A 24886-nucleotide genomic window follows, 5' to 3' on the forward strand; every position below is an offset into this window, starting at 1 on the left:
GATCTTTTGATCCTGCACTCAAATACAGCGTTACTTGCCCTGGAACTCCGGCGCACGCTTGGCCACAAACGCCGCCATCCCTTCTTTCTGATCCTGCGTCGCAAACGCCGCATGGAACACCCGACGCTCAAAACGCACGCCTTCCGTCAGGTTCACTTCAAACGCACGGTTGACACTCTCCTTGACCATCATCGCAATCGGCAACGACTTGCTGGCAATCACCGCAGCGACTTTCAGCGCTTCATCCAGCAGCTCATCACTCGGCACAATCCGCGCGACAATCCCGCAACGCTCCGCTTCCACCGCATCAATCAAGCGCCCGCTCAGGCACATTTCCATGGCTTTGGCCTTGCCGACTGCGCGGGTCAAACGCTGGGTGCCGCCCATGCCCGGCAGCACGCCGAGGTTGATTTCCGGTTGACCGAACTTGGCGTTGTCGCCGGCCAGAATAAAGTCGCACATCAGCGCCAGTTCACAGCCACCGCCGAGGGCAAAACCGTTCACCGCAGCGATGATCGGCTTCCGGCGGTTGGCCACGCGATCGCTGTCGCTGAACAGGTCGTCCATGTAGATCTGCGGGTAGGTCAGCTCAGCCATTTCCTTGATGTCTGCACCGGCGGCGAAAGCTTTTTTCGAACCGGTGATAACGATGCAACCGATGTTCGCGTCCGCTTCCAGCGTATCCAGCGCCTGGTTCACTTCGCTGACCAGTTGCGCGTTCAGGGCGTTCAGCGCCTGCGGGCGATTGAGGGTAATCAGGCCAACACGGCCATGGTTTTCCAGCAGAATCGTTTCGTAAGCCATGGGTAAAATTCCTTGTCAGAGATTGCGCGAAATGACCATGCGCTGAATGTCGCTGGTGCCTTCGTAGATCTGGCAGACGCGCACGTCGCGGTAGATGCGTTCCAGCGGGAAGTCGTTGAGATAACCGTAACCGCCGAGGGTTTGCAATGCCATCGAGCAGACCTTCTCGGCCATTTCCGAAGCGAACAGTTTGGCCATCGACGCCTCGACTAACGCCGGCTGGCCGCTGTCACGCAGGGCCGCCGCGTAATGCACCATCTGCCGGGCGACGGCAATTTGCGTGGCCATGTCCGCGAGGCGGAATGCGACGGCTTGATGTTCGATGATCGGCTTGCCGAAGGTGTCACGCTCGCGGGCGTAATCACGCGCGGCTTCAAATGCGGCACGGGCCATGCCCACCGATTGCGAAGCGATGCCAACGCGACCGCCCTCAAGATTGGCCAAGGCGATTTTGTAGCCCTCGCCCTCCTCGCCCAAACGGTTGGCCACCGGCACCTTCACGTCTTCGAAAAGAATCTGGCAGGTGTCGGAGGCGTGCTGGCCGAGCTTGTCTTCGACCCGCGCAACTTTGTAGCCTGGCGAATCAGTCGGCACGATAAACGCGCTGATGCCGCGCTTGCCGGCGCTCGGATCGGTCACCGCAAAGACTATGACGATCCCGGCGTTTTGCCCCGAAGTGATGAACTGTTTACAGCCGTTCAGCACGTAGTGATCGCCGTCCAGACGCGCGCGGGTTTTCAGGCTGCTGGCGTCGGAACCGGCCTGCGGTTCGGTCAGCGCGAAGGCACCGAGCATGGCGCCACTGGCCAGCGGTTTGAGGAAGCGTTCGCGCTGATCGTCGTTGCCGAACTTGAGGATCGGCACACAGCCGACCGAGTTGTGCACGCTCATGATCGTCGAGCAGGCACCGTCACCGGCAGCGATTTCTTCCAGGGCCATGGCGTAGGCCAGGTAGCCGGTGTCGCAACCGCCCCACTGCTCCGGCACGAGCATGCCGAAGAAGCCCAGCTCGGCCATTTCGCCGATGGCTTCCTTGGGGAAACGGTGCTCGCGATCCCACTCGGCGGCGAACGGCTTGAGGCGTTCCTCGGCAAACTGCCGGGCCATGTCACGGATCTGGGTTTGGTCTTCGTTGGGAATCATGGTGAATCCTTAAATCCGGGTTTCCACAATCCCTTGTAGGAGCTGCCGCAGGCTGCGATCTTTTGATCTTGCTTTTGTTTTCCAAAAATCAAAGTCAAAAGATCGCAGCCTGCGGCAGCTCCTACAGGGGTGGTGTGTTTAGTAGAGGCATTCCACGGCCATGGCCGTGGCTTCGCCGCCGCCAATGCAGATCGCAGCGATACCGCGCTTGAGGTTTCGCTGGCGCAGGGCCGAGAGCAGCGTCACCAGAATCCGTGCACCCGATGCACCGATCGGATGCCCTAGCGCACACGCACCGCCATGCACATTCAACTTGTCATGCGGGATTTCCAGATGCGTCATCGCCGCCATGCCGACCACGGCAAACGCTTCATTTACCTCAAATAGATCGACATCACCCAGCGACCAACCGGTTTTCTTGATCAACTTCTTGATCGCCCCAATCGGCGCCACCGGAAACAGGCCTGGGGTGTCGGCGAACGCCGCGTGACCATGAATCACCGCCAGCGGTTTCAACCCCAGCTTCTGCGCCTGCGATTGACGCATCAGCACCAACGCCGCCGCGCCATCAGAAATCGAACTGGAATTTGCCGCCGTCACCGTGCCACCTTCGCGGAACGCCGGTTTCAGCGAGGCGATCTTGTCCAGTTTGGCTTTCGGTGGCTGTTCGTCGTTGCTGATCAGCACCTGTTCTTTGCCGACGGTCACGGTCAGAGGGACGATTTCGTCCTTGAAGCTGCCGTCCTCGATTGCCTGCTGAGCGCGAGTGGTGGAGGCGATGGCGAATGCATCCTGAGCCTCGCGGCTGAAGTGATTGGTTTCGGCACAATCCTCGGCGAAGGTGCCCATCAAGCGGCCCTTGTCGTAAGCGTCTTCGAGGCCGTCGAGGAACATCGAATCAAGCACACGGCCATGGCCCATGCGGTAGCCAGCGCGAGCACGATCCAGCAGATACGGCGAGTTGGACATGCTCTCCATGCCACCCGCGATCACCACATCGGCGCTGCCGGCCATCAGCATGTCGTGGGCCAGAATCGTGGTCTCCATGCCCGAACCGCACATCTTGTTGACCGTGGTGCAACGGGTCGATTTATCCAGCCCGGCGCCCAGCGCAGCCTGACGCGCCGGCGCCTGACCGAGGCCGGCCGGCAACACGCAACCGAACAGCACTTCATCCACCGCGTCACTGGCAACACCGGCACGCTCAACCGCAGCCTTGATCGCCGCCGCACCGAGTTGCGGCGCGGTGAGGCTTTTCAGTTCGCCCTGAAAACCGCCCATCGGTGTGCGCACGGCGCTGACGATAACAATCGGATCGTTGGAAATAGTCATGACAAATCCTCCTTACTTGGCGGCCATGCGCAAGGCGCCGTCGAGACGGATCACCTCGCCGTTGAGCATGCTGTTTTCGATGATATGCCGAACCAGTGCAGCGTATTCGGCAGGCTTGCCCAGACGCGGCGGGAACGGTACGCCGGCGGCCAGCGAGTCGCGGACTTCCGGGGTCATGCCGGCCATCATCGGGGTTTCGAAAATGCCCGGGGCGATGGTCATCACGCGGATGCCGAAGCGCGCCAGTTCACGGGCGGCGGGCAGAGTCAGACTGGCGATTGCGCCTTTGGATGCGGCGTAAGCTGCCTGACCGATCTGGCCGTCGAACGCTGCGACCGAGGCAGTGTTGATAATCACGCCGCGTTCGCCGTCGGCATTGGCTTCGGATTCGGCAATCGCCGCAGCGGCCAGACGCAGCATGTTGAAGCTACCGATCAGGTTGACGTTAATCACTTGCGCGAAACTGCTCAACGCATGCGGGCCGTTCTTGCCGAGGATTTTCTCGCCACGGACGATGCCAGCGCAGTTGACCAGACCATTGAGACTGCCAAATGCGGCGACGGTCGCTTGCACAGCAGCTTCGGCGGCGGCTTCGTTGCTGATGTCGGCCACCACACTTTGCGCACCGAGACGCTGAGCCTGAGCGGCAACCGCTTCGGCGTTCATGTCCACCAGCATCACTTTGGCGCCGGCATTCACCAGCAATTCAGCGGTGGCCGCGCCTAGGCCAGACGCACCGCCGGTGACGATAAAAACCTTGTTCTCGATCTGCATGACTGTCTTTCCTGATTCAAGCTGAAACGTTATGCGCCGCGGCCTCTTGAGCCTTGGCGATTTCCTGGTTGCGCAAGATAAAGCGCTGCAATTTGCCGCTCGGGGTCTTGGGCAATCCGCTGACAAATTCGATTTCACGCGGGTACGAATGCGCCGCCAGACGCTTGCGAACATGTTGGCGCAGTTCTTCGGCCAGCTCCGGCGCGGCGCGGTATTGCGCACTCAACACGACAAAAGCTTTGACCAGCTCGGTGCGCTCCGGATCCGGTTTGCCGACGACGGCCGCTTCGACCACTGCAGGATGTTCGATCAGTGCGCTTTCGACGTCGAACGGGCCAACGCGATAGCCGGAGGTGGTGATCACGTCATCGCTGCGGCCGACGAAACTGATGCTGCCGTCCGTGTTCCATTCCACGGTGTCGCCACTCAAGTAGTAATCGCCGACGAAGGCCTTGGTCGGCGCGCCTTCGTAGCCACCGAACCAGCACATCGGTGATTGCGGACGGTCGATGGCGAGGATGCCGGGCTGGCCGACTCCGAGTTCGTTGTACTGATCATCGAGCACGACGATGCGATGGCCCGGCGAGGCAAAACCGGCAGCGCCGACGTGTACCGCGTGATCGAGGCCATGGTGGTTGCACAGCACCATGCCCAATTCGGTCTGGCCGTAGTGATCGTGAATAACCACGCCGAGGTTGTCGGCGAACCAGCGGATCACTTCCGGGTTCAGCGGCTCGCCGGCGCTACTGACGATGCGCAATTTGCCTTTGATCGACTTGGCGAACTCGTCACCGCCGGCGATCAGCAGACGATAGGCCGTCGGTGAACCGGTGAGGTTGGTAATGCCGTACTTGTTGATCACCCGGCAGGTGCTTTCGAGGGTGAACGGGCCATCGTAAAAGGTGATCGGATGCCCCATCGACAATGGGCCGGTGACGCCGAAATAAATGCCGTAGGCCCAGCCCGGATCGGCTACGTTCCAGAATGCATCTTCCGGGCGCAGATCAACGGCATCGCGGGTGTAGCTCTGGAACGCGACGATGGCTTTGAGTGGTACCGACAGCGCTTTCGATGGGCCGGTGGTGCCCGAAGTGAACATCAGCAGAAACGGGTCTTCGCCGGTCAGCAGCACTGGCTCGCAGAGGTTGGAATAATTGGCCAGTTCGGCCCAGAAACTGAAATCGCCACGGACGATGCCCTGGCCTTTGGCGCCGCCGACGGTGACCAGGGTTGGGCAATCGGCGACTTCAGTGAGTTTCGGCCGGTTGATCGCATCAGTGACTACGACTTTGGCGCCGGAGCTGTTCAGGCGATGTTCGAGGGCTTTCGGGCCGAACGCGGTGAACAGCGGTTGATAAACCGCGCCGATGCGCCAGGTGGCGAGCACGGTGATGAGCAATTCGATGTTGCGCGGCAGCAGGCCGGCGACTTTGTCACCCTTCTGCACGCCTTGGGCGAGAAGGAAATTGGCGAAACGCGCAGCTTTGTCCTGCAGGTCGCTGAAGGTGTACGTCGCACTGGCGCCGTCGCGACCTTCCCAGAACAGCGCAATGCGCCCGGGCAAGGCGTGGCGGTCGCAGCATTCGACGCAGGCGTTGAGCGCCTCCAGCGTACCGCTGAGCGCGGCTTCCACGGTGTGCTGATAGTTGAACTGTGTGGTGGCAGACAAGTAATCGCGCATTGCCAGAATCCCTCTGTGTTTTTATTAGGCTGGGAACCGTAAACAACAGAGGGATAGTCGCGCTGTGCGGGGGTTGGGGCAATGGTCAAAGCCATCAAAGTGGCTGACTGGTTTGGCCAAGACAGCTCAACATCGCCCTCCCTGTAGGAGCTGCCGAAGGCTGCGATCTTTTGACGTTTATTTTTTTAGAACAGGATCAAAAGATCGCAGCCTTCGGCAGCTCCTACAGGGGAGTGCCTTTCAAATGTAGGAGTGAGCCTGCTCGCGATAGGGCCGGGTCAGACAATCTCATTCAAAATCAGCGTCCGATAGTGCCCCGGATTCGACCCCGACCATTTACGAAACGCCTTATAAAACGAACTCGCATCGGCAAACCCCAACCGACTCGCAATCTCAACAAAACTGATCGAAGGCTCCGCCAGCCAGACAATCGCCAATTCCTTGCGCACGCTGTCCTTGAGCCCCTGATACGTCTGCCCTTCCTCGGCCAGTCTTCGGCGCAAGGTCGAGGCCGACATGCACAATTGCTGCGCCAGGGCCTCGGTTTCCGGCCACTGCTCGGCCGGCAACTCTCGCAGATCCTGCTTGATCCGACTCGCCAGGCTCTCCGGGTCGCGGTACTTCACCAGAATGTTCGCCGGCGCATGGGCCAGAAAGCGTTTCAACTCTTCGGCAGACCGCTTGATCGGCAGATCGAGGCAATCCGCCGAGAAGATCATCCGCGTGCGCGGTCGATCGAAACGCAGGTTCTCGGAAAACATCACCCGATAGTCATCGGTGAACGGCGGCTCGGGGCAACGCAGCTCTATCGCCAGAATCGGAATCCGCCGCCCCGCCAGCCAACAGGCGACGCCGTGGACGATCATCCAGTAAGTGAAATAGGTGAAGGCGCGACGCGGTTCGGGGTCATCCTCAAGCAGAACGATTTCGGCGAGGCTCTGCTGATGCACCAACTGCGCCGGCATGCGCTCCAGCATCAGCGAGAGAAAACTCAAACCCGTACTCAAACCCGCGGCAAGCGTGGGTTGCGCCATGGCGCTGCGGCAGAGGAACTCCAGACTGCCGGACTTGAGCCGGCGCGGATCCATGCCGAAGAATTCGTCGTCACCGCGCCGGGCCAGCAGGCGCCAGAGTTTGGCGTACTGCGAGGCCGGCACTCGACCGTTGTCGGTTCGCAGCAACGCCGGATCAATCCCGACCTTGTTCAAGACTTCTTCCGTGGCCACGCCCGGGGCACAACTTTGCAGCAGCGCTTCACGCACCAGTTGAACGGCGATGGTGTCTTTTTCCGACATGGAGCGCGCGTATTCCTGTTGTTTTTTCGATGACACGCATCTTACCTCAGGCCACACGAAACCCTATGTAGGAGCTGCCGAAGGCTGCGATCTTTTGATTTTCTAAACCAAGATCAAAAGATCGCAGCCTTCGGCAGCTCCTACAACATTCCGGTGTCACCCGCATGAGAATGGTTGTTCTTTACTTTGTTCAGCTTCTGTTCAGGTTTGTGTCAATGATTGTCATGTGAGAATGGTTGTCATTATGTTACAACTTGTAACCCCTCAGAATGATTCGTTGGACACCTAATGCTCGTTCCTTTTCTGATCATGCTGCGCGAAGGCATCGAAGCCGCGCTGATCGTTGGCATCATCGCCAGTTACCTCCAGCAAACCGGCCGTGGCCAGTGGATGCCTGCCGTGTGGATCGGCGTTTTCCTTGCCGCCGCCCTCGCCCTGCTGGTTGGTGGTGGTCTGGAACTGGTCAGCGCTGAATTCCCGCAAAAGCAGCAGGAACTGTTTGAAGGCATCGTCGGGCTGGTCGCCGTGGGGATTCTCAGTTCGATGGTGTTCTGGATGCGCAAAGTCGCGCGCTCGATCAAACATTCGCTGCAAGCCTCACTCGATCACGCGCTGACTTCTTCCAAGCATCAGGTCATTGCGCTGATCGCCATGGTCTTCTTTGCCGTGGCCCGCGAAGGTCTGGAAACGGTGTTCTTCCTGCTCGCGGTATTCCAGCAAAGCGAAGGCCCGGGCGCGCCGATCGGTGCCCTGCTCGGCCTGATTCTGGCAATCATCGTCGGGTTCCTGATCTACAGCGGCAGCATGCGCCTCAATCTTTCGGCATTCTTCAAGTGGACCGGCCTGTTCATTCTGGTGGTCGCCGCCGGGATTCTCGCCAACTCGGTGCAGGCGCTGCATGAAGCCGGGCTGTGGAATCACCTGCAAACCGTGCTGTTCGACTTCAGCGCGACGCTGCCGATGGATGGCCCGCTGGGCTCGGTACTCGCCGGCATGTTCGGTTATCAGGATGCGCCGACCGTCAGCACCCTCGGTGCCTATCTGCTTTATCTGCTGGTGGCGCTGGTGATGTTCTTTCTCCCCGCGCCCAAACCCGCCGCGCAATCGTCTTCCGTTTCCAGCCAATAAGGGCATTCATGTCAAAGCCTAATACTCCTCAGGCCTCCCCTCCCCGCGCCTTGCGTTGGGCGGTGGCCGGTTCGGTGGTCATCATGATCGCCGCCGGTGGCCTGTTCTGGTACGCCTCGAAAATGGCTGCGGCCAAGCGTCAGCACAATCACGATGAAGTGGTGGTGAATATCCATCCGGGCAGTTGCGAACCGAATGCGCTGACCGTACCGGCCGGCCGCGCCAGCTTCCGCATCGTCAACCGCTCCGACCGCGCGGTGGAATGGGAAATCCTCGACGGCGTGCTGGTTGTCGAAGAGCGCGAGAACATCGCGCCCGGCCTGAGCCAGGTGATCAACGCCAATCTGCAACCGGGCGATTACGCGATCACCTGCGGCCTGCTGAGCAACCCGCGCGGCACCTTGCACGTCACGCCGACTGCCGCGTCTGACGCTGCCGCCAAAGCCAAGCCGTCGATGGTGGCTTTCGTCGGGCCGCTGTCGGAATTCCGTGTGTACCTGGCCAGCCAGAGCAGCGTGCTGATCAAAGCCGTGACCGCGCTCAATCAAGCGATTGAAAGCGGTGATTTGAGTCAGGCTCAGGCGTTGTACCTGCCGGCGCGTGCCGCTTATCAGCGTCTGGCCCCGGCGGCGCAGCGTTTGGCCGAGCTGGACAACAGCATCAATGCCCGCGCCGATTATTTCGAAAAACGCGAACAGGATCCGGCCTTCGTCGGCTTCCATCGCCTCGAATTCGGCCTTTTCCAGCAGCGCAAACTCGATGAACTGAAGCCGATTGGCCAACGCCTGCTCAGCGACGTCACCACGCTCAAACAGCAACTGCTCGCCCAATCGCTGCCACCGGAGCAACTGGTGAATATTGTCGTGCGCAACCTCAACACCCTCGCCGACGTGCGCGCCGCCAGCGGTGAAGAGGAACGCTACAGCCACAGCGATCTCAACGGTTTTGCCGCGAATGCTGAAACCGCGCACAAAGTCGTCGATTTGCTGCGGCCGATGCTGAGCAAGTCAGCCGCTGACCTGCTGCCGAAAATCGACAAGGCACTGACGGACTTCGACACACAACTCAACAGCTACAAGATCAAGGACGGCTACGCCAGCTACGACTCCGTCAGCGGCGAACAACGCAAGCAGATCGCCGACAAGGCCCAGGCTCTGGCCGACGCGCTTGATGGCATTGATCCCGCCCTCGGCCTCTCCGGCCTGTAAGCAGAAGACGAATTCGCGATGAAAGATTTGGAACCCCTCAACCTGCAACGTCGCCGTGTCCTGATGGGCATGGGCGCCGCCGGTGTCGCCCTCGCCGGCTCAGCCCTGAGCTGCCCGGCCATGGCCGCCGCGCCGGCGCAAGTCACCGAAGCGCCGAGCAGCGACAAAACCGAAGACCGCCACGATTTCCACGGCCTGCATCAAACCGGCATCGTCACCCCGCGCCCGGCGTCGGGCATGCTCGTTTCGTTCGACGTGTTGGCCAGTGATCGCGAAGACCTTGAGCGACTGTTTCGCACCCTCAACGAGCGCATCGCCTTCCTGATGAAGGGCGGCCCGGTTGAGCAAATCGATCCGAAGTTGCCGCCACCGGACTCCGGCATCCTCGGCCCGAACGTGACGCCGGACAACCTGACCATCACCGTTTCCGTCGGCGAATCGCTGTTCGACGAGCGCTTCGGTCTGGCCGATGCCAAGCCCAAGCGCCTGCAACGCATGGTCGGTTTCCCCAACGATGCGCTGGAGGCCGATTGCTGCCACGGCGATCTGAGTTTGCAGTTCTGCTCGAACACCACCGACACCAATATTCACGCCCTGCGCGACATCGTCAAAAACCTGCCCGATCTGCTGCTGGTGCGCTGGAAACAGGAAGGCAGCGTGCCGCCGCAAGCCCCGGCGAAACCCGGTGTGCCGGCGCAATCGGCGCGTAATTTTCTTGGTTTTCGCGACGGCTCGGCCAACCCGAATTCCAACGATGCGAAAGCCATGGACAACATCGTCTGGGTGCAACCGGGCAGCGACGAACCGGCCTGGGCTGCGCATGGCAGTTACCAAGCGGTGCGGATCATCCGCAACTTCGTCGAGCGCTGGGATCGCACGCCGTTGCAGGAACAGGAAAGCATCCTTGGCCGGGTGAAAACCTCCGGCGCGCCTATCGGTGGCAAACACGAAACTGAAGTCCCGGACTATCACAAAGACCCGGAAGGCAAGCTGACCAAACTCGACGCGCACATTCGCTTGGCCAACCCGCGCACCGCCGCGAGCCAGGCCAACCTGATCCTGCGTCGGCCGTTCAACTATTCCAACGGCGTCAACAAGAACGGCCAACTCGACATGGGCCTGCTGTTCATCTGTTACCAGGCTGATCTGGAAAAAGGCTTTATCACCGTGCAGACCCGCCTCAACGGCGAACCGCTTGAGGAATACCTCAAACCGGTCGGCGGCGGTTACTTCTTCACCCTTCCGGGTGTTACGGGCGACAAGGATTTCATCGGTCGCTCGCTGCTCAACGCCGCACAACCCAAAACCGCTGCCTAAAAACAACATTCAACACTGGAGCCGCCCCCATGAAGAAGACGCCACTCGCGTTATTGCTGACCCTTGGTTTGCTCAACACCCCGCTGTCGGCGTTCGCCGCGACAGCGCCGCTGGATCTGGTCGGGCCGGTGTCGGACTACAAGATTTACGTCACCGAGCAACTCGATGAGCTGGGCAGCCACACCCAACAGTTCACCGACGCCGTGAAAAAAGGCGACCTGGCCACCGCGCAAAAGCTCTACGCCCCGACCCGCGTTTACTACGAGTCGATCGAGCCGATTGCCGAGCTGTTCAGTGACCTCGATGCGTCCATCGATTCGCGCGTCGACGACCACGAGAAAGGCGTGAAGGCTGACGACTTCACCGGTTTCCACCGCATCGAGTACACGCTGTTCTCGGAGAAAAGCACCCAGGGCCTGAACGAGCTGGCAGACAAGCTCAACAGCGACGTCAAAGACCTGCAAACCCGCGTCGCTGGCCTGACCTTCCCGCCTGAGAAAGTGGTGGGTGGCGCGGCTGCGTTGCTGGAAGAAGTCGCTGCAACCAAGATCTCCGGCGAGGAAGATCGTTACAGCCACACTGATCTGTATGACTTCCAGGGCAACATCGACGGTGCGAAGAAAATCGTCGATTTGTTCCGTCCGCAGATCGAGAAGCAGGACAAGGCGTTCATCGCGAAGGTCGACAAAAACTTCGCCACGGTCGACAAGATTCTGGCCAAGTACAAGACCAAGGACGGTGGATTTGAGACGTATGACAAGGTGAAGGATAACGATCGTAAAGCGCTGGTCGGCCCGGTGAATACCTTGGCGGAAGACCTGTCCACGTTGCGTGGGAAGTTGGGTCTCAACTGACAGATTTGATTTGTTGGCAGAAAAGATCGCAGCCTTCGGCAGCTCCTACATTGGGCGGTGTACACCCTGTAGGAGCTGCCGGAGGCTGCGATCTTTTGCTTTTAACCGTCAGAGAATCCGGTACAGCAACCGCTCAATCCGCACCCGACTCACGCGCTTGAGAAACTTCGCCACCGCGCCCGGATACTCCGGCAACGTCTCAAGATTCTGAAAGCTGTCGATCCGCGTGGTATGGCGGAAAATCTCTTCCAGCTCCTTCGCCCGTGGTTCCAGCCACTCGCCTTTCGGGTCTTCAATCAGCAGCGCGTTTTCCAGATCCAGACGGAACGCCCGTGGATTAAGGTTGTTGCCGGTCAACAACGTATAACGCTGATCAACCCACATGCCCTTGAGGTGATAGGTGTTATCGCCATCACGCCACAAGTGAAGGTTCAACTGGCCGCTGTCGATGTTGCGCTGATGGCGTTTGGCAAAGCGGCGCAGGCTGATCTCGTACAGATACGGCAGCGCCGCGATGACCTTGAACGGCTCGCTCGGCGGGATGTAGAAGTCGTTGGCGGTTTTGTCGCCGACCACGATGTCGATCTTCACGCCACGCGCCAATGCGCGGTTGATCTCGCGGATCACGCCCAGCGGCAAGTTGAAGTATGGCGTGCAGATGGTCAGCTGTTTCTGCGCGCTGGCGATCAGTTCGAGAATAGCCCGGTTCAGCGGGTTGTTCTTGCCGACGCCGAGCAACGGTGTCACCGACAGACCGTCTCTGGCGGTGCTGCCAGTGGCCGTGTCGTACGTTGCATATTTGAGGCGGCTGCGCAGATCACCGATGTCGTTGCGCAGGCTGCGCGTAGTCGGCAGGTTCGGCAGGTCGAGGCGATGCACGGCTTTGGATTCGATCAGGCCGTGCTTGACCAGATGATGCATCGAGTCCGCCAGTTCGTGGCTTTGCAGCACGTGATAACGGTCAAACCGGTACTTGTCGAACTTGTGCAGGTAAACGTTGTTCAGGCTCGCACCGCTGTAGACCACGCAATCGTCGATCACGAAGCCCTTCAAATGCAACACGCCGAACAGTTCGCGGGTCTGCACCGGCACGCCGTACACCGGCACTTCGCTCTGGTGCGTACGGGTCATTTCCTGGTACCACGCGGAATTGCCCGGCTGCTTGCCGGCACCGATCAGCCCGCGCTGCGCGCGCAGCCAGTCGACGACCACGGCGATTTCCAGCTCAGGACGTTTGAGCTTGGCGGCGTGCAAGGCATCGAGAATTTCCTGACCGGCTTCGTCTTGCTGCAGATACAGCGCGACGATGTAGATGCGCTGGGTCGCCGTGGCGATTTTTTCCAGCAGGCAACGACGGAACTCGGCGGCGCCGGACAGAATGGTCATGGCCTCGGCGGTCAGCGGAAAGCTGCGCAGTTTGGGCAGCAAGGAACGTTTGAAAAGCAACGGCATAGGGCTCGCAATGGGTCGAATCCGAAGAACCCGAGAGCTTACACCATCGCATCCTTCGGGTCTTGTTAGAGCCCTCAAACAGGTCAAAAGATCGCAGCCTTCGGCAGCTCCTACATTGGCCCGTGTAGGAGCTGGCGAAGGCTGCGATCTTTTGATCTTAAAAAACAATTGCAAAAGGAGAACGCCCGTTCTACTGACGGCCACATGAACGAACCAATCAATACCGAAACCCGCGACATTATCCTCGACGTCACCGAAAAACTGATCTACAAAAGTGGCATCGCCGCCACCAGCATGGATCTCCTGGTGAAAACCGCCGGCGTCTCGAGAAAAAGCATCTACCGTTATTTTGCGGACAAAGACCAACTGGTCGCCGCCGCTCTGCAACGCCGCGACATTCGCTGGATGCACTGGTACCGAAACGCCGTTGATCAAGCCGAGACCCCGGCCGATCGCCTGCTCAACCTGTTTACCGTGCTCAAGGAGTGGTTCGCCTCGGAAGGTTTCCGTGGTTGCGCCTTCATCAACACCAGCGGCGAGACGGGCGATCCACAGAATCCGGTGCGTCTGATCGCCAAGGAACACAAACAGAAGCTGCTCGACTACGTGGTTGAGCTATGTACCGAACAGGGCGTCGCGGATCCGCAGCAACTGGCCAGACAGCTGCTGATCCTGATTGACGGCGCCATTACCGTCGCGCGGGTGATGGGCGATCACAGCGCCGCCGATAACGCGCAAAACATGGCGCGGAAGTTGTTGGATCTGTAATGCCTTTATAAGCCGGACTTGTTGTTAAACCGCAAACCCTATCGGGAGTCTGATATGTCTACTGCAGCGCAAGTACGTCCGCCATTGCCCCCCTTCAACCGTGAGTCGGCGATCGAGAAAGTGCGTCTGGCCGAAGATGGCTGGAATTCCCGCGATCCGGAAAAGGTCTCGCTGGCCTACACCCTCGACACCAAATGGCGCAACCGCGCCGAATTCGCCAATAACCGCGAAGAAGCCAAAGCCTTCCTGACGCGCAAGTGGGCGAAAGAGCTGGATTACCGCTTGATCAAAGAACTCTGGGCCTACTCCGACACGCGCATCGCGGTGCGTTACGCCTATGAATGGCACGACGATTCGGGCAACTGGTTCCGTTCTTACGGCAACGAGAACTGGGAGTTTGATGAGCAAGGCCTGATGTTCCAGCGCTATGCGTGCATCAATGACCTGCCGATCAAAGAGAGCGAACGCAAATTCCGCTGGCCACTGGGCCGCCGCCCGGATGATCACCCAGGCCTGTCCGACCTGGGCCTGTAAACACCGTCTCCTGTAGGAGCTGCCGAAGGCTGCGATCTTTTGATGTTGTTTTCAAGATCAAAAGATCGCAGCCTTCGGCAGCTCCTACAGGGGATTTGTGGTGTTCAGGCGACGGCGGCGGTCTTCTCGGCCTCAAGTTCGCGCACTAGCGGCAACACCCGCTCACCGAAATATTCCACTTCTTCCTGAAAGTGCAGAAACCCCGCCAACACCAGATCCACACCCACCGCTTTCAACGCCACGATCCGCTCGGCGATCTGTAACGGCGTACCAATCAAATTGGTCTTGAAGCCATCGTTGTACTGCACCAGATCCTCGAACGTCGATTTCGCCCAGTTGCCTTCACCCTCCGGCGACGCCCTGCCCGCCTGTTTCGCCGCATCGCCAAACGCGTTCACCGCTTGCGGATCGGCCTGATCGATGATCTGCGCTAACACCGCTCGCGCTTCTTCTTCGGTGTCGCGGGCAATCACGAACGCATTGACGCCAATCTTCACCGCATGATTATTTGCCGCTGACTTGGCACGAATATCGTCAACCTGCGCCTTGATCCCTTCGACGCTGTTGCCGTTGGTGAAATACCAGTCCGACACCCGCGCGGCCATGTCTCGCGCGGCGCGGGAACTGCCGCCCTGAAAGATTTCCGGCCGCCCCAGCGGTTTCGGTTTCAGGCTGTAATGGTCGAAACGGTAGAAGTCGCCGCGAAAGGTGAAGTTGTCCTGACTCCATACACCGCGCAGGCAGCGAATGAATTCTTCGGAACGGCGATAACGTTCGTCGTGCTCCAGCCAGTGCTCGCCAATCGCCTGAAACTCGCCTTTGAACCAGCCGCTGACGATGTTCACCGCGATGCGGCCGTTGGTGAGTTGATCGATGGTCGCCAGTTGCTTCGCCGCGAGCGCCGGCTGCCACGGGCCGGGCAGGAGCGCGGCGATGACTTTGAGCTTGGTCGTCGCGGCCAGCAGTGCATGACTGAACGCAACCGACTCATGCTGGAACTCGGCGCCATAACCGGCGGTGAAGCGGATTTGCGTCAGCGCGTATTCAAACCCGGCGGCTTCGGCGATCTGCGCGAGTTTGCGGTTGTAGTCGATGCCCCAATCGGTGCGCTGTTCGATCTTGCTGACTACCAGCCCACCGCTGACGTTTGGCACCCAGTAGGCAAATTTGACGGGTTGCTGGCTCATTGGCGTGTCCTCGGGATGTTTTGGGAGATGGGAGAGGTAGAGCAGCAAGTGTGCCAGGGTTGGAATGCCTGGTTTTATTGATGTTTAGCGTGGAGTAGATGTTTTGTAGAGGGGGAATTTGTTGGCTGGCTGTTGAGTGGGCAACAGTAGATTTTGCAGTGGCTGGAAAGCCGCCTTCGCGAGCAAGCTCGCTCCCACAGGGGATTTGTAGTGAATATCGATATTGCGAACAACCCAGAAACTGTGGGAGCGAGCTTGCTCGCGAAGGCGTCCGATGGGTCGCCGCAACAGTTGGATACAGGTAACATAACCGCCCTCCCCGCAGCTCCCGTTCTGCGCCCTGCCGAATAAGCCGATTCCATGCCTTTCGAACTCAGCGTTGACCTCACCACCCTGGCGATTCTCGCCCTTGTCGCTTTCGTTGCCGGTTTCATCGACGCCATCGCCGGCGGTGGCGGTCTGTTGACCACACCCGCGTTGCTCACCGCTGGCCTGCCGCCGCACCTGGTGCTGGGCACCAACAAACTCAGTTCAACATTCGGCTCGGCGACCGCCAGTTTCACCTTCTACCGCCGCAAGTTGTTCCATCCACGGCAATGGGTTCACGCCATTGTCGGCACACTGGTCGGCGCATTGACCGGTGCCGTCGTCGCCCATTACCTGCCGGCGGAATGGCTGAACAAAATGCTCCCGGTGATCGTCTTCGCTTGCGGCTTGTACCTGTTATTCGGCGGCACGCCAAAAGCACCGCTGGACAGCGACGCGCCGATCAAAAAGAAATGGCAATCGACCCAAGGTTTCAGCCTCGGTTTCTACGACGGTGTCGCCGGCCCCGGTACCGGCGCGTTCTGGACGGTCAGCAGTCTGCTGCTCTACCCGATCGATCTGGTCAAGGCCAGCGGCGTGGCGCGCAGCATGAACTTCGTCAGCAACATTGCGGCGCTGTCGGTGTTCGTGTTTTCCGGGCAGGTGGACTGGATCATTGGCCTGAGCATGGGCCTGTCGGTAATGGTTGGCGCGTTCTTTGGCGCGCGCACCGCGATCAGCGGCGGCGCCAAGTTCATTCGCCCAGTGTTCATCACCGTGGTGCTGGGTTTGACCGTGCGCCTAGCCTGGCAGCACTGGTTCAGCGTGGCCTAAGCGCCGCGCCACGTAGACGTCGATCAGGTAACGGGCAATCGACTTGGACGCCGGCAACGGCGGCAGGTCGTGCACGTTGAACCACTGGGCGTCCTCGATCTCGTCTTCCTGACAGACAATCTCGCCCCCCGCGTATTCGGCATGGAAGCCGAGCATCATCGAATGCGGGAACGGCCAGCACTGGCTGCCCAGGTACTGAATGTTCTTCACCTCGATCTGCACTTCCTCGCGCACTTCCCGAATCAGGCAATCCTCGGCAGACTCGCCCGGCTCGGCGAAACCGGCCAGCGTGCTGTAGACCCCGGTGACGAAACGCGGTGAGCGGGCCAGCAGAATCTCGTCACCGCGAGTGATCAGCACAATCATGCTCGGCGAAATACGCGGATAACTGCGCAGGTCGCACGGCTGGCAATACATCGCCCGCTCGCGCGGCACTTGCGTCATGGCTTGCCCGCAGTTGCCACAGAAACGATGCTCGCGCGCCCAAGTGCCAATCTGCGCGGCGTAACCGAGCACTTTGTAGATCGTGTGATCGCCCTCGAGCATGAACGCCCGCAGACCTTTCCAATTGCACCCCGGCACCTCGCTGGCGCTGCGCAACTCCAACAGATACACCGGCTCGCCGTCGAGATGGCCAATGCCGTGCTCGGTGAGGACTGACAAGTCCTGACGCCTGAGCCATTCCCGGGGGAACAGCGCGCCGTTGTCATCGAACAGAAAGCCTTCCGGGCTGCGCGCCACGGCCCAGCCGCCCGGTTGATCGGTGTCGAGTACTGCAGTGGTCCAGCGAGCTGTCATGGTTTCTCAGTCCAGAAATTCGGGTTTCTGTTTGCTCATGTGGGCGGCCATGGCCACGCGCAAATCGGTGGATTGCAACATGGCGGCATTCCAGGTGGCAACGTATTCGAGGCCGTCGTCGATGCGATGGTCGCGCATGTAGCTGATCATTTCCTTGGTGCCGGTGACCGCAATCGGCGACTTCGAGGCGATTTCGCGGGCGATGTCGAGCACGCCCTCGAGCAACGTGTCTTTGTCGCTGTAGACGCGATTGACCAGGCCAATGCTGCGCGCCTCGTCAGCGCCGAAGGTACGACCGGTGTAAGCCAGTTCACGCAGCATGCCGTCACCGATGATCCGTGGCAACCGTTGCAAAGTGCCAACATCGGCGGCCATGCCGATATCGATTTCCTTGATCGAGAATTGCGCGTCTTCGGCGGCGTAACGCATGTCGCAGGCAGCGATCAGGTCGATCGCACCGCCCAGGCAGTAACCCTGAATCGCCGCGAGCACCGGTTTGCGGCAGTTGTCGACGGCGTTGAACGAGGCTTGCAGGGTGAGGATTTTGCGCCGCAGCAGGCGCGCGTTGCGGCCGACGTCCTTGCCCAGTTCATTGGCGACGCCGGCGAGCATCATCAAATCGATGCCCGAGGAGAAATGTTTACCGTTGCCGCTGAGCACCACCACGCGCACTTCGTCGGTGTCGTCGATCCACTGGAAGATCTCGACGATCTCGCTCCAGAACGCCGCGTTCATCGAATTGATCTTTTCCGGGCGATTGATCTGCACATGGGCGATGTTGTCGGCCAGTTCGACGCTGAAGGCGGAGTATTGAGTCATGGCAGTGATCCTTTACCGGGCAGAAAATGAGGCCCGAACTATAACAAGGCATCACGGTGGCGGTTCGGACAAATGCGGGACTGATTGAGTTTTGCTGGTGTCTGGAAGGGCCTCATCGCGGGCAAGCCTTGCTCCCACAGGAGTGGCGCAAACCCTGTAGGAGCAAGGCTTGCCCGCGAAGCCCGCACCGCCGATCTAACTACCTTTAACCGCGACAAATGCAGCAGTCTCATAAGGCACCGTCACCACATCCCTGCCCCGCAACTCAGGCTCGGATGAGATCAACGCGCGAATCTGCTCATCCACCCTCGCCCGCTGCGCCTCTGGCAGCGAGGCAATAAAACTGGTCGAACGCACCCGGTTGAACAGCACATCCTCGGCCGACCCGGTATGCCCATTGTGAAACTGCTGCACCTGCAACGGCCCAAACGACGGATGCGGAAATGCTTTGCGCCATTCACCGGTGTAGTAACGCGGCGTATCGCCCTCCAGCGCATTGACGATCGCGTCCAGCTTCGGCACCCAACTGACTCGCGTATCACGCAGGTTCCAGATCAACCCGAGCCTGCCGCCGGGCTTAAGTACCCGAGCGATTTCCGTCAGCGCCTCTGCACTGGCAAACCAATGAAACGCCTGCGCACAGACCACCACATCCACCGACGCATCCGGCAACGGCAAATCGGTCGCGGTGCCGTGTACAGCCAGCACCTGCGGCCAGGCATCGGCGAGTTTTTCCAGCATCTGCGCCACCGGTTCAACGGCAATCACCTGCGCGCCCGTCGCTACCAACCGGCCAGTGAACTTGCCGGTACCGGCGCCCAGATCGATCACGGTTTGGTGATTATCCAGCCCCAGCGTTGCGCTCAGCCAGTCGCTGACTTGTGGCGGGTAATCCGGGCGTCCTTTGACGTAGGTATCGGCAGCGGTTTTGTAGCCGCCAGTGGCGTGATGGAGCTGATCGTTCATGGCAGTCCCCTATATGGCAGAGCTTCGGATCAACGGCAGACGCTCACGAGCATAGCGCCGGAATTTGTGCCTCACTTGAACAGTCACTGACAAAGCAATGAATAAAATTTCACGCTGTGGTGTTCAAAGTGAAACATAACCTCCTGTGGAGCCTTGCCCATGACTATCCGTTCCGTTATGTTCGCCGCCCCGTTGCTGCTGGTCGCCGCGATGTCCAGCCATTTGGCCTTCGCCAACGGTGATGAAGACGAGCCGGTGAAGAAGCCCGAATGCCCGAAAGGCCAGGTCTGGGACAGCAAATCGCAGAAATGCGCGCTGCAAACCAGCAGCCTGTTGCCGGACGCCGATCGCACCGACTACGCCTATCGACTGGCCAAGGACGGGCGCTACGAAGAAGCCCTTGCACTGCTCGACACACTGCAACAACCGAACACCGCCAAAGCCCTCAACTATCGCGGTTACGCCACGCGCAAATTGGGGCGCACCGACGAAGGCATCGGCTATTACCTGCAATCGGTGAAACTCGATCCGCAGTACGCGCAAGTGCGCGAATACCTCGGCGAAGCCTATGTGATCAAAGGCCGCGTCGACCTGGCGCAAGAACAGTTGCAGCAGATCAAATCGATTTGCGGCACGTCCTGCGAGGAATATCAGGATCTGGCGCAAGCCATCAACGGTTCATCGAAAACCTGACCTATCACAGCGGAGGCCATCATCGTCAGCGATCAGGCATTCAGAGCGGAACTCGGACAGCATCTGGCGCGATTGTGGCGCTACGGTTTGCTGCTGTCGCGCAATCGGCATGTCGCCGAGGATCTGGTGCAGGCGACGTGTGTGCGGGCACTGGAGCGTTCTGCTCAATACGCGGCGGGCACGCGCATGGATCGCTGGCTGTTGAGCATTCTGCATTCGATCTGGCTGAATGAAGTGCGCGCGCGTCGGGTGCGCAACGGTGCCGGCCAGGTCGATGCCGACGGTCAACTGGCGTTTGATGGCGAATACGCGGCGCAGACGCATGTGATGGCTGCGCAAGTGATTCGCCGCGTCGATGCGTTGCCCGAAACCCAGCGCGAAACCGTGTATCTGGCCTACGTCGAAGGGTTGTCTTATCGCGAAGTCGCCGAGATCTTGCAAGTGCCGATTGGCACCGTGATGAGCCGCCTCGCCACCGCGCGGCTGAAACTCGCCGAATATCCGCCGCTGCAAGCCGTACCGAAAGCCACCGAAGGTGATCGCCCATGAACACGCCTTCGGATGAGCAACTCGTCGCCTACCTGGACGATGAACTCGATGCGGACTACCGGCGCCAACTCGACGACGCCATCGCTGATGACCCGCTGCTAAATCTGCGCGTGCAATGGCTCGCGCGCAGCAACCTGCCGTACAAAAACGCCTACGACGAACTCGCACAACAAGCACCGATGGAGCGTTTGCAAGCGCGGCTTGATGCGATCGCGTCGCCAGAACGTCCGGGAATAAGTCGACGCTGGTTCATCGGCGCGGCGGCGGCAGCGCTTGTCGGCGCAGGCGTACTGGCTGACCGCCTGGTGCTCGGTTGGCAAGCGAAACAATCGCACAACTGGCGTGAACTGGTCAGTGACTACATGGCGCTGTACGTGCCGCAAACGCTCGCGCACTTGCCTACCGACGACGCCACGCAACGGGCGCAACTGCAGGCAGTGGACAAGCGATTGGGTCTGAGCCTTTCAACGGCCAAACTGAAACTGCCAGGTGCCGAATTCAGGCGCGCGCAAGTGCTCGAATACGACGGCGTGCCGATCGCGCAGATCGTCTATCTTGACGCCAAATACGGGCCGCTGGCGCTGTGTGTGACGCGATCGAACAGCGGCAGTCGGCCAATCGCGCAGGAACACCGGCACAACATGAACGTCGTCTATTGGACCGAACGCGAACATGCCTGGATGCTCATCGGTTACAACCCGTCCTCCGAACTGGCGGGCATGGCCAAGTCACTGATCAGTACTCGACTCTAATGTTGTCGAGGCTGAACCAGTCTCCGGTCGGACAGGTAATCTTGATGAACTTGATTCCCGCTGCGGCTAACGAAACCCCTACCGGAGTGCTGTATGAAGCCCCGAGGAATTGGCTGCCGAGCAACGCTCCGTCAGCGGCGAAATATTCCGCAAAGCTGTCACCGAAGTTGACACTCACATGATAGAAGCCGATTTTTGAACAGGCCTTTTTCAATTCCAGTTCTACGACGACCGGTTTCGGCCCAAACGCATCGCGACCAATGCTCAGCACTTGGCCTTCGATCTGGCCGAGGAATGATTCGCCGATGTCGGAACGCTGCATGATTGCGCATTCGCCGTCGCCTGACTGGAAGGTGAATTTGAGGTTGGACGTTTCCATGACGCCTCCCTCTTTCACCGCTTGCGGGCTGGCGCTGGTGAAATCCTCCAGCAGCGTGGCGGGAGAGTCGAAGACTTTGTAGTCGATCGTCTTGTACGTCACGGCCGCACTCTCGTCCTTGCTTCCGTCGAAAGACACCTTCAACTCCAGCGTGACCGCACTGCCCGGTTTGAATTTTTCGAGTTCAGCGCGGGGCAACGTATTCTCCAGACCACTAATCACTTCAACCGGCGTCACCGGGGCCCCGTTGGCGATCAGAATCTCGTGTGGCCTATCGCTGTGATCCGTCCCGATCAGGCGAAACCAGCGCAATTGGCCGACCGCCATCGCCGGCCACGATTTACAGGTTGCCTCAGCCGGGCCGATAAACGCCCCCATGTCCAGCGTGTCACCCAAGGCTTGGGTGATACGAGGTACTGGCAGTTGCCAGTCGCCGTGTGCAATTGGCTGCACGATGACGTCAACGGCACCTGAAGGTTGAAAGCCTCCAGCACGCAACAACTCCCAATAAAGCTTGATGGTTTTACCGTGATTGGCAGCAATCCCCTCCGGCTTGAGCAAGAAGGTTGCCTGCTTGTCTTTGTTGAAGTTGATTGGCGCAAACACTGGCGAACCCAGCCCGGAAACACCTTCGACCACCAAGCGTGCCTGATCGCCTTCGTGTGCATCCGGGTAGTCCACTCGCACAGTAAGCCCGTTCGGGAATGCCAGCGGTTCCACTTCGCTGCCGGCGCCGACCAGCGTCGGCGGCTTCAGGTCGGAGGCCGCTGAGCCGGTGATGCTGACCGTCAGCGCTTCTGAACGATCCAGCAAGACACCGCCGCTCATCCGTGTGTAGTGAAAAATCGCTTTGCCGCCTGCAGCAGCGGCGAAATGCGCATGAGGTACCGGGATTGAATACATAAACGGCGTGTTTTTGATTTTCTCGATCAGGGTCAATGCTTCTTCGCCACCACCGGCGGTACGGAAGATGCAGCGCAGATGGATTGCATCGTCCTTCAACCAACTGCGCGGCACATAAACCTGCGCAGTGGCCGGCTTGCCGTCCAGCTTGCTCAAATCAATAGTGTCCGGGTCATCCTCGGCATCGTTCGGGTCTTCACTGACAATCGGTGGGTCGTACCAATTGCCCTTGAGATTCACATAGATATGTTGCACCGCTGAATCGGGATTGTTGGTGTCCGGGCCGTTCCCGGCACAGTCGTACACGGTGTAACTCAGCGGAAAATCCCGATGATCGCCCGCTGCAATGAACGTTGCTTCATCGATGGTCATTGCCACTGGCAGGCCGCTGTCGGCCTCCGCCTGATTCACTGCGTGTTTCAAAACCACCCCGTTGCAATCGAGCCGGATCGTATCGAACGGCCTCATCAGCGGATAAAAAACATTTACGTTGACGCCATCGCGCGCTCGGTCGGCGTTCACCCCTTCATCGCGGATGGACTGCGCGATCTCCAGCGTCAGCTCCGAGTGCCCCTCGTTACCCGGATCGAAATCCACACCGCCTGGACGCTTGCTGTGAAACCAAAGCAGCAATGGATGCGAAGTTTCGTGCTCCACACCGGCCCGCTCAAAGCCGTATTCAAGCGTATTGACCCCGTCCTTCCACAGCTTTGCCGGCGCAAACAGGGTCGCCTGCTGACTCTCCTCGCCTGCCGTAATGATTTTTTTATCAGCCACCGCGCCGTTCAGGCGCAACAGCAGCGAGTCATCCGCCGCCGTGCTCAACGATGGTTGAATGAATACCTTCACGCCTTCGGGATTGAGCTGAGTCAGCGCCAGTTGCACCGCGCCATCGACCGGTTGCGGTGCAGTTACCGGTTCTTTCATACCGGGAACACTAGGCTTGTCGAGAGTAGGCGCGGCCATCGGCTTCAGTCCTTTGCGAGGAGACGGGATTGATCAGGGCAGTAACCTGTCCCTTTCATCAAATCCCCTAACACCAAAGGCCGCAACTGTCAGATCTGACAGGGGTGTTTAAACAACCAGCGGTCAACCGCCGACAAAAATCACTTGAATGAAGGCAACCAAAGTCGAAAGCGAGCGCCACCTAACGGCGAAGCCTCTACCGTCAGAGAACCGCCCTGCGCTTCCAGTGCCCGGCGACTGATTGCCAGTCCGAGACCAAATCCGCCCGTAGCGCGATCACGACTGCGGTCAAGGCGATAGAACGGCTCGAAAATCCGCTCACGCTCGTCATCCGGAATCCCGATACCGTCATCGTCGACCCAGATTTCACAACCTTCATCCTTGACCTGCACGCCAATCTGAATGCGTTTCTCGCAATAACGCATGGCGTTGCGCAGCAGGTTCTGGATCGCCCTGGCAGTCAGGCGCGGATCCAGCGAAAAACGCTCAAGCTGCCCGTGCAACAACACGTCGATGACGATTTCCGGCGATTCCAGTTCTTCATCAACACTGCCCAGAATGCTGTCGATAAACTCATCCAGCGAGACTTCGACCTGTTCCGGCAACTGCGCCGGGTTCTGCAAGCGGCTGTAGGAGAGCAACTCCAGCACCAGTTCATCGAGTTCACGAATGTGCGCGACCAGCCCTTGCAGACGTTCGCGGCTGGCGGCCGGCAGATCATCGGACAAGGCCAACGCAAGGCCGAAATCCAGACGCGTCAACGGTGTGCGCAATTCGTGGGATACCGCATTGAGCAGGTCACGTTGCTGATTGAGCAGGTTCTCTATGTCGCCGGCCATGGTGTCGAACACATTGGCCAGACTGCCGATGTTCGAGCTGCGGGCGATCTTCGTGCGCTCGCTCAAATGGCCTTTGCCGAAACGTTCGGCGGTACCCTTGAGGCGTTCGAGATCGCGCCAGTGCGGGCGCAACCACAGCAACAGGCATGCGAGCAACGACGCACCGATCAGCACGTTGATGCTCCAGTACAACAAGTTGACATCCATCGGATCCGGCGGCACCACCATCTGCACCGCAACGTCGTCATTGAGCGGTGCTACCGCCAGCGTGCGCCAGCCCCAATCACCGATGCGCACGACGTTTTCGCCACGGCGCAGACGCTCTTGCTCGATGGCGGTGAAGTCGGCGCTATCAATACGGGCGAGGACGATGTGCAGCGGCTGAAAGTCTTTGTCCATCGACTGCGCCAGCGCCGGCCACTGATCTTGCGGCACGGCGCGGAACTGCTTGGTGATCAGCGATTGCAGGCCACGGGAATAATCGAGGTTGTAGGTGACAAAGCGTTCGCGGAACGCCATCACCACCAGATCCGGCACCAGATAAATCGCCGCGCTGTACGAGATGATCGTCACCAGATACAGGCGAAACAGGATGCGAAACATCA

General features: G+C 59.5%; 23 protein-coding genes. 10 read left to right on the forward strand and 13 right to left on the reverse strand.

The annotated features are described in order from the left end of the window. Positions 1-30: 30 nt before the first annotated feature. From AD669_RS12885 to AD669_RS12910, 6 genes are all read right to left on the reverse strand, one after another. Positions 31-804, reverse strand: a complete 774-nt coding sequence (locus AD669_RS12885; protein WP_053120263.1) for an enoyl-CoA hydratase — start codon at positions 802-804, stop codon at positions 31-33. A 15-nt stretch (positions 805-819) separates the two neighbouring features. Next, positions 820-1947 carry an acyl-CoA dehydrogenase gene (locus AD669_RS12890; protein WP_053120264.1) on the reverse strand — a complete coding sequence of 376 codons (1128 nt, stop codon included), beginning with the start codon at positions 1945-1947 and terminating at the stop codon, positions 820-822. Positions 1948-2085: 138 nt separating this feature from the next. Beyond that, positions 2086-3279, reverse strand: coding sequence for an acetyl-CoA C-acyltransferase (locus AD669_RS12895; RefSeq protein ID WP_053120265.1), 1194 nt, complete (start codon positions 3277-3279; stop codon positions 2086-2088). Between the two features lie 12 nt (positions 3280-3291). After that, positions 3292-4053, reverse strand: coding sequence for an SDR family NAD(P)-dependent oxidoreductase (locus AD669_RS12900; protein WP_053120266.1), 762 nt, complete (start codon positions 4051-4053; stop codon positions 3292-3294). A 16-nt stretch (positions 4054-4069) separates the two neighbouring features. Next, on the reverse strand, positions 4070-5734 hold the full coding sequence (locus tag AD669_RS12905) for an AMP-binding protein (protein ID WP_053120269.1): 1665 nt from the start codon (positions 5732-5734) through the stop codon (positions 4070-4072). A 278-nt stretch (positions 5735-6012) separates the two neighbouring features. Further along, the gene (locus AD669_RS12910; protein ID WP_053120271.1) at positions 6013-7029 is read right to left on the reverse strand and encodes an AraC family transcriptional regulator; all 1017 of its coding nucleotides are present in this window, start codon (positions 7027-7029) and stop codon (positions 6013-6015) included. 288 nt (positions 7030-7317) lie between these two features. Here AD669_RS12910 and efeU point away from each other — a divergent pair, with 288 nt between their 5' ends. Genes efeU through efeO (AD669_RS12930) form a run of 4 tightly spaced genes read left to right on the forward strand, consistent with a single transcriptional unit; the run spans position 7318 to position 11536 of the window. After that, a complete protein-coding gene (gene efeU, locus AD669_RS12915) occupies positions 7318-8157 on the forward strand; it encodes an iron uptake transporter permease EfeU (protein WP_053120273.1) in 840 nt (279 codons plus the stop codon). A gap of 8 nt (positions 8158-8165) precedes the next feature. Further along, complete coding sequence (gene efeO, locus AD669_RS12920) at positions 8166-9365, forward strand: iron uptake system protein EfeO (RefSeq protein ID WP_053120275.1); 1200 nt, start codon at positions 8166-8168, stop codon at positions 9363-9365. Positions 9366-9383: 18 nt separating this feature from the next. Beyond that, entirely contained in the window at positions 9384-10682 is a 1299-nt protein-coding gene (gene efeB, locus AD669_RS12925) for an iron uptake transporter deferrochelatase/peroxidase subunit (RefSeq protein WP_053120277.1), read from the forward strand. Between the two features lie 29 nt (positions 10683-10711). After that, positions 10712-11536 (forward strand): iron uptake system protein EfeO, encoded by an 825-nt coding sequence (gene efeO / locus AD669_RS12930; RefSeq protein WP_053120279.1) that lies wholly within the window; start codon positions 10712-10714, stop codon positions 11534-11536. 108 nt (positions 11537-11644) lie between these two features. Here the strand turns inward: efeO (AD669_RS12930) and pssA are convergent, their stop codons facing one another. Beyond that, positions 11645-12988 carry a CDP-diacylglycerol--serine O-phosphatidyltransferase gene (gene pssA, locus AD669_RS12935; protein ID WP_053120281.1) on the reverse strand — a complete coding sequence of 448 codons (1344 nt, stop codon included), beginning with the start codon at positions 12986-12988 and terminating at the stop codon, positions 11645-11647. Positions 12989-13192: 204 nt separating this feature from the next. Here pssA and AD669_RS12940 point away from each other — a divergent pair, with 204 nt between their 5' ends. Both AD669_RS12940 and AD669_RS12945 read left to right on the forward strand, forming a co-directional pair. Beyond that, the gene (locus AD669_RS12940) at positions 13193-13756 is read left to right on the forward strand and encodes a TetR/AcrR family transcriptional regulator (RefSeq protein ID WP_053120283.1); all 564 of its coding nucleotides are present in this window, start codon (positions 13193-13195) and stop codon (positions 13754-13756) included. A 54-nt stretch (positions 13757-13810) separates the two neighbouring features. After that, positions 13811-14290 (forward strand): nuclear transport factor 2 family protein, encoded by a 480-nt coding sequence (locus tag AD669_RS12945; RefSeq protein WP_053120284.1) that lies wholly within the window; start codon positions 13811-13813, stop codon positions 14288-14290. Between the two features lie 104 nt (positions 14291-14394). Here AD669_RS12945 and sfnG read toward each other — a convergent pair whose 3' ends face one another. After that, on the reverse strand, positions 14395-15477 hold the full coding sequence (sfnG, locus tag AD669_RS12950) for a dimethylsulfone monooxygenase SfnG (protein WP_053120286.1): 1083 nt from the start codon (positions 15475-15477) through the stop codon (positions 14395-14397). Between the two features lie 360 nt (positions 15478-15837). Between sfnG and AD669_RS12955 the strand changes: the two genes are divergently transcribed. Further along, a complete protein-coding gene (locus AD669_RS12955) occupies positions 15838-16617 on the forward strand; it encodes a TSUP family transporter (RefSeq protein ID WP_053120291.1) in 780 nt (259 codons plus the stop codon). Here AD669_RS12955 and nudC read toward each other — a convergent pair. The 3 genes from nudC to AD669_RS12970 form a co-directional block, all read right to left on the reverse strand. After that, on the reverse strand, positions 16585-17415 hold the full coding sequence (gene nudC, locus AD669_RS12960) for an NAD(+) diphosphatase (protein ID WP_053120293.1): 831 nt from the start codon (positions 17413-17415) through the stop codon (positions 16585-16587). The two genes, AD669_RS12955 and nudC, sit on opposite strands and share 33 nt — an antisense overlap. Before the next feature lie 6 nt (positions 17416-17421). Continuing rightward, on the reverse strand, positions 17422-18234 hold the full coding sequence (locus AD669_RS12965) for a crotonase/enoyl-CoA hydratase family protein (protein ID WP_053120295.1): 813 nt from the start codon (positions 18232-18234) through the stop codon (positions 17422-17424). Positions 18235-18429: 195 nt separating this feature from the next. After that, on the reverse strand, positions 18430-19200 hold the full coding sequence (locus AD669_RS12970; RefSeq protein ID WP_053120297.1) for a class I SAM-dependent methyltransferase: 771 nt from the start codon (positions 19198-19200) through the stop codon (positions 18430-18432). Between the two features lie 159 nt (positions 19201-19359). On the opposite strand from AD669_RS12970, the gene AD669_RS12975 reads away from it, so the two are divergent. The 3 genes from AD669_RS12975 (at position 19360) to AD669_RS12985 (ending at position 21194) form a co-directional block, all read left to right on the forward strand. Then, the gene (locus tag AD669_RS12975) at positions 19360-19893 is read left to right on the forward strand and encodes a tetratricopeptide repeat protein (RefSeq protein ID WP_053120299.1); all 534 of its coding nucleotides are present in this window, start codon (positions 19360-19362) and stop codon (positions 19891-19893) included. A 63-nt stretch (positions 19894-19956) separates the two neighbouring features. Further along, positions 19957-20442: a sigma-70 family RNA polymerase sigma factor gene (locus AD669_RS12980; RefSeq protein WP_371262375.1), complete on the forward strand. Its 486-nt coding sequence runs from the start codon at positions 19957-19959 to the stop codon at positions 20440-20442. Continuing rightward, positions 20439-21194, forward strand: a complete 756-nt coding sequence (locus AD669_RS12985; protein WP_053120300.1) for an anti-sigma factor — start codon at positions 20439-20441, stop codon at positions 21192-21194. Before AD669_RS12980 ends, AD669_RS12985 begins: the two co-directional genes overlap by 4 nt. Here the strand turns inward: AD669_RS12985 and AD669_RS12990 are convergent. Together AD669_RS12990 and AD669_RS12995 are read right to left on the reverse strand one after the other, a co-directional pair. After that, on the reverse strand, positions 21178-23361 hold the full coding sequence (locus AD669_RS12990; RefSeq protein WP_156316149.1) for a hypothetical protein: 2184 nt from the start codon (positions 23359-23361) through the stop codon (positions 21178-21180). The two genes, AD669_RS12985 and AD669_RS12990, sit on opposite strands and share 17 nt — an antisense overlap. 221 nt (positions 23362-23582) lie before the next feature. Continuing rightward, positions 23583-24884 (reverse strand): ATP-binding protein, encoded by a 1302-nt coding sequence (locus AD669_RS12995; RefSeq protein WP_053120304.1) that lies wholly within the window; start codon positions 24882-24884, stop codon positions 23583-23585. Between the last annotated feature and the right edge of the window lie 2 nt (positions 24885-24886).

It is taken from the genome of Pseudomonas sp. P1.31 (genome assembly GCF_001269815.1).
GTDB classification, from domain to species: domain Bacteria; phylum Pseudomonadota; class Gammaproteobacteria; order Pseudomonadales; family Pseudomonadaceae; genus Aquipseudomonas; species Aquipseudomonas rustica.

Excerpts from the sequence above, each read along its gene's own strand:
- AD669_RS12885 (WP_053120263.1), bottom strand. The coding sequence starts at position 804 with ATGGCTTACGAAACGATTCTGCTGGAAAACCATGGCCGTGTTGGCCTG.
- AD669_RS12890 (WP_053120264.1), bottom strand. The coding sequence starts at position 1,947 with ATGATTCCCAACGAAGACCAAACCCAGATCCGTGACATGGCCCGGCAG.
- AD669_RS12895 (WP_053120265.1), bottom strand. The coding sequence starts at position 3,279 with ATGACTATTTCCAACGATCCGATTGTTATCGTCAGCGCCGTGCGCACA.
- AD669_RS12900 (WP_053120266.1), bottom strand. The coding sequence starts at position 4,053 with ATGCAGATCGAGAACAAGGTTTTTATCGTCACCGGCGGTGCGTCTGGC.
- AD669_RS12905 (WP_053120269.1), bottom strand. The coding sequence starts at position 5,734 with ATGCGCGATTACTTGTCTGCCACCACACAGTTCAACTATCAGCACACC.
- AD669_RS12910 (WP_053120271.1), bottom strand. The coding sequence starts at position 7,029 with ATGTCGGAAAAAGACACCATCGCCGTTCAACTGGTGCGTGAAGCGCTG.
- efeU (WP_053120273.1), top strand. The coding sequence starts at position 7,318 with ATGCTCGTTCCTTTTCTGATCATGCTGCGCGAAGGCATCGAAGCCGCG.
- efeO (WP_053120275.1), top strand. The coding sequence starts at position 8,166 with ATGTCAAAGCCTAATACTCCTCAGGCCTCCCCTCCCCGCGCCTTGCGT.
- efeB (WP_053120277.1), top strand. The coding sequence starts at position 9,384 with ATGAAAGATTTGGAACCCCTCAACCTGCAACGTCGCCGTGTCCTGATG.
- efeO (WP_053120279.1), top strand. The coding sequence starts at position 10,712 with ATGAAGAAGACGCCACTCGCGTTATTGCTGACCCTTGGTTTGCTCAAC.
- pssA (WP_053120281.1), bottom strand. The coding sequence starts at position 12,988 with ATGCCGTTGCTTTTCAAACGTTCCTTGCTGCCCAAACTGCGCAGCTTT.
- AD669_RS12940 (WP_053120283.1), top strand. The coding sequence starts at position 13,193 with ATGAACGAACCAATCAATACCGAAACCCGCGACATTATCCTCGACGTC.
- AD669_RS12945 (WP_053120284.1), top strand. The coding sequence starts at position 13,811 with ATGTCTACTGCAGCGCAAGTACGTCCGCCATTGCCCCCCTTCAACCGT.
- sfnG (WP_053120286.1), bottom strand. The coding sequence starts at position 15,477 with ATGAGCCAGCAACCCGTCAAATTTGCCTACTGGGTGCCAAACGTCAGC.
- AD669_RS12955 (WP_053120291.1), top strand. The coding sequence starts at position 15,838 with ATGCCTTTCGAACTCAGCGTTGACCTCACCACCCTGGCGATTCTCGCC.
- nudC (WP_053120293.1), bottom strand. The coding sequence starts at position 17,415 with ATGACAGCTCGCTGGACCACTGCAGTACTCGACACCGATCAACCGGGC.
- AD669_RS12965 (WP_053120295.1), bottom strand. The coding sequence starts at position 18,234 with ATGACTCAATACTCCGCCTTCAGCGTCGAACTGGCCGACAACATCGCC.
- AD669_RS12970 (WP_053120297.1), bottom strand. The coding sequence starts at position 19,200 with ATGAACGATCAGCTCCATCACGCCACTGGCGGCTACAAAACCGCTGCC.
- AD669_RS12975 (WP_053120299.1), top strand. The coding sequence starts at position 19,360 with ATGACTATCCGTTCCGTTATGTTCGCCGCCCCGTTGCTGCTGGTCGCC.
- AD669_RS12985 (WP_053120300.1), top strand. The coding sequence starts at position 20,439 with ATGAACACGCCTTCGGATGAGCAACTCGTCGCCTACCTGGACGATGAA.
- AD669_RS12995 (WP_053120304.1), bottom strand. The coding sequence starts at position 24,884 with ATGTTTCGCATCCTGTTTCGCCTGTATCTGGTGACGATCATCTCGTAC.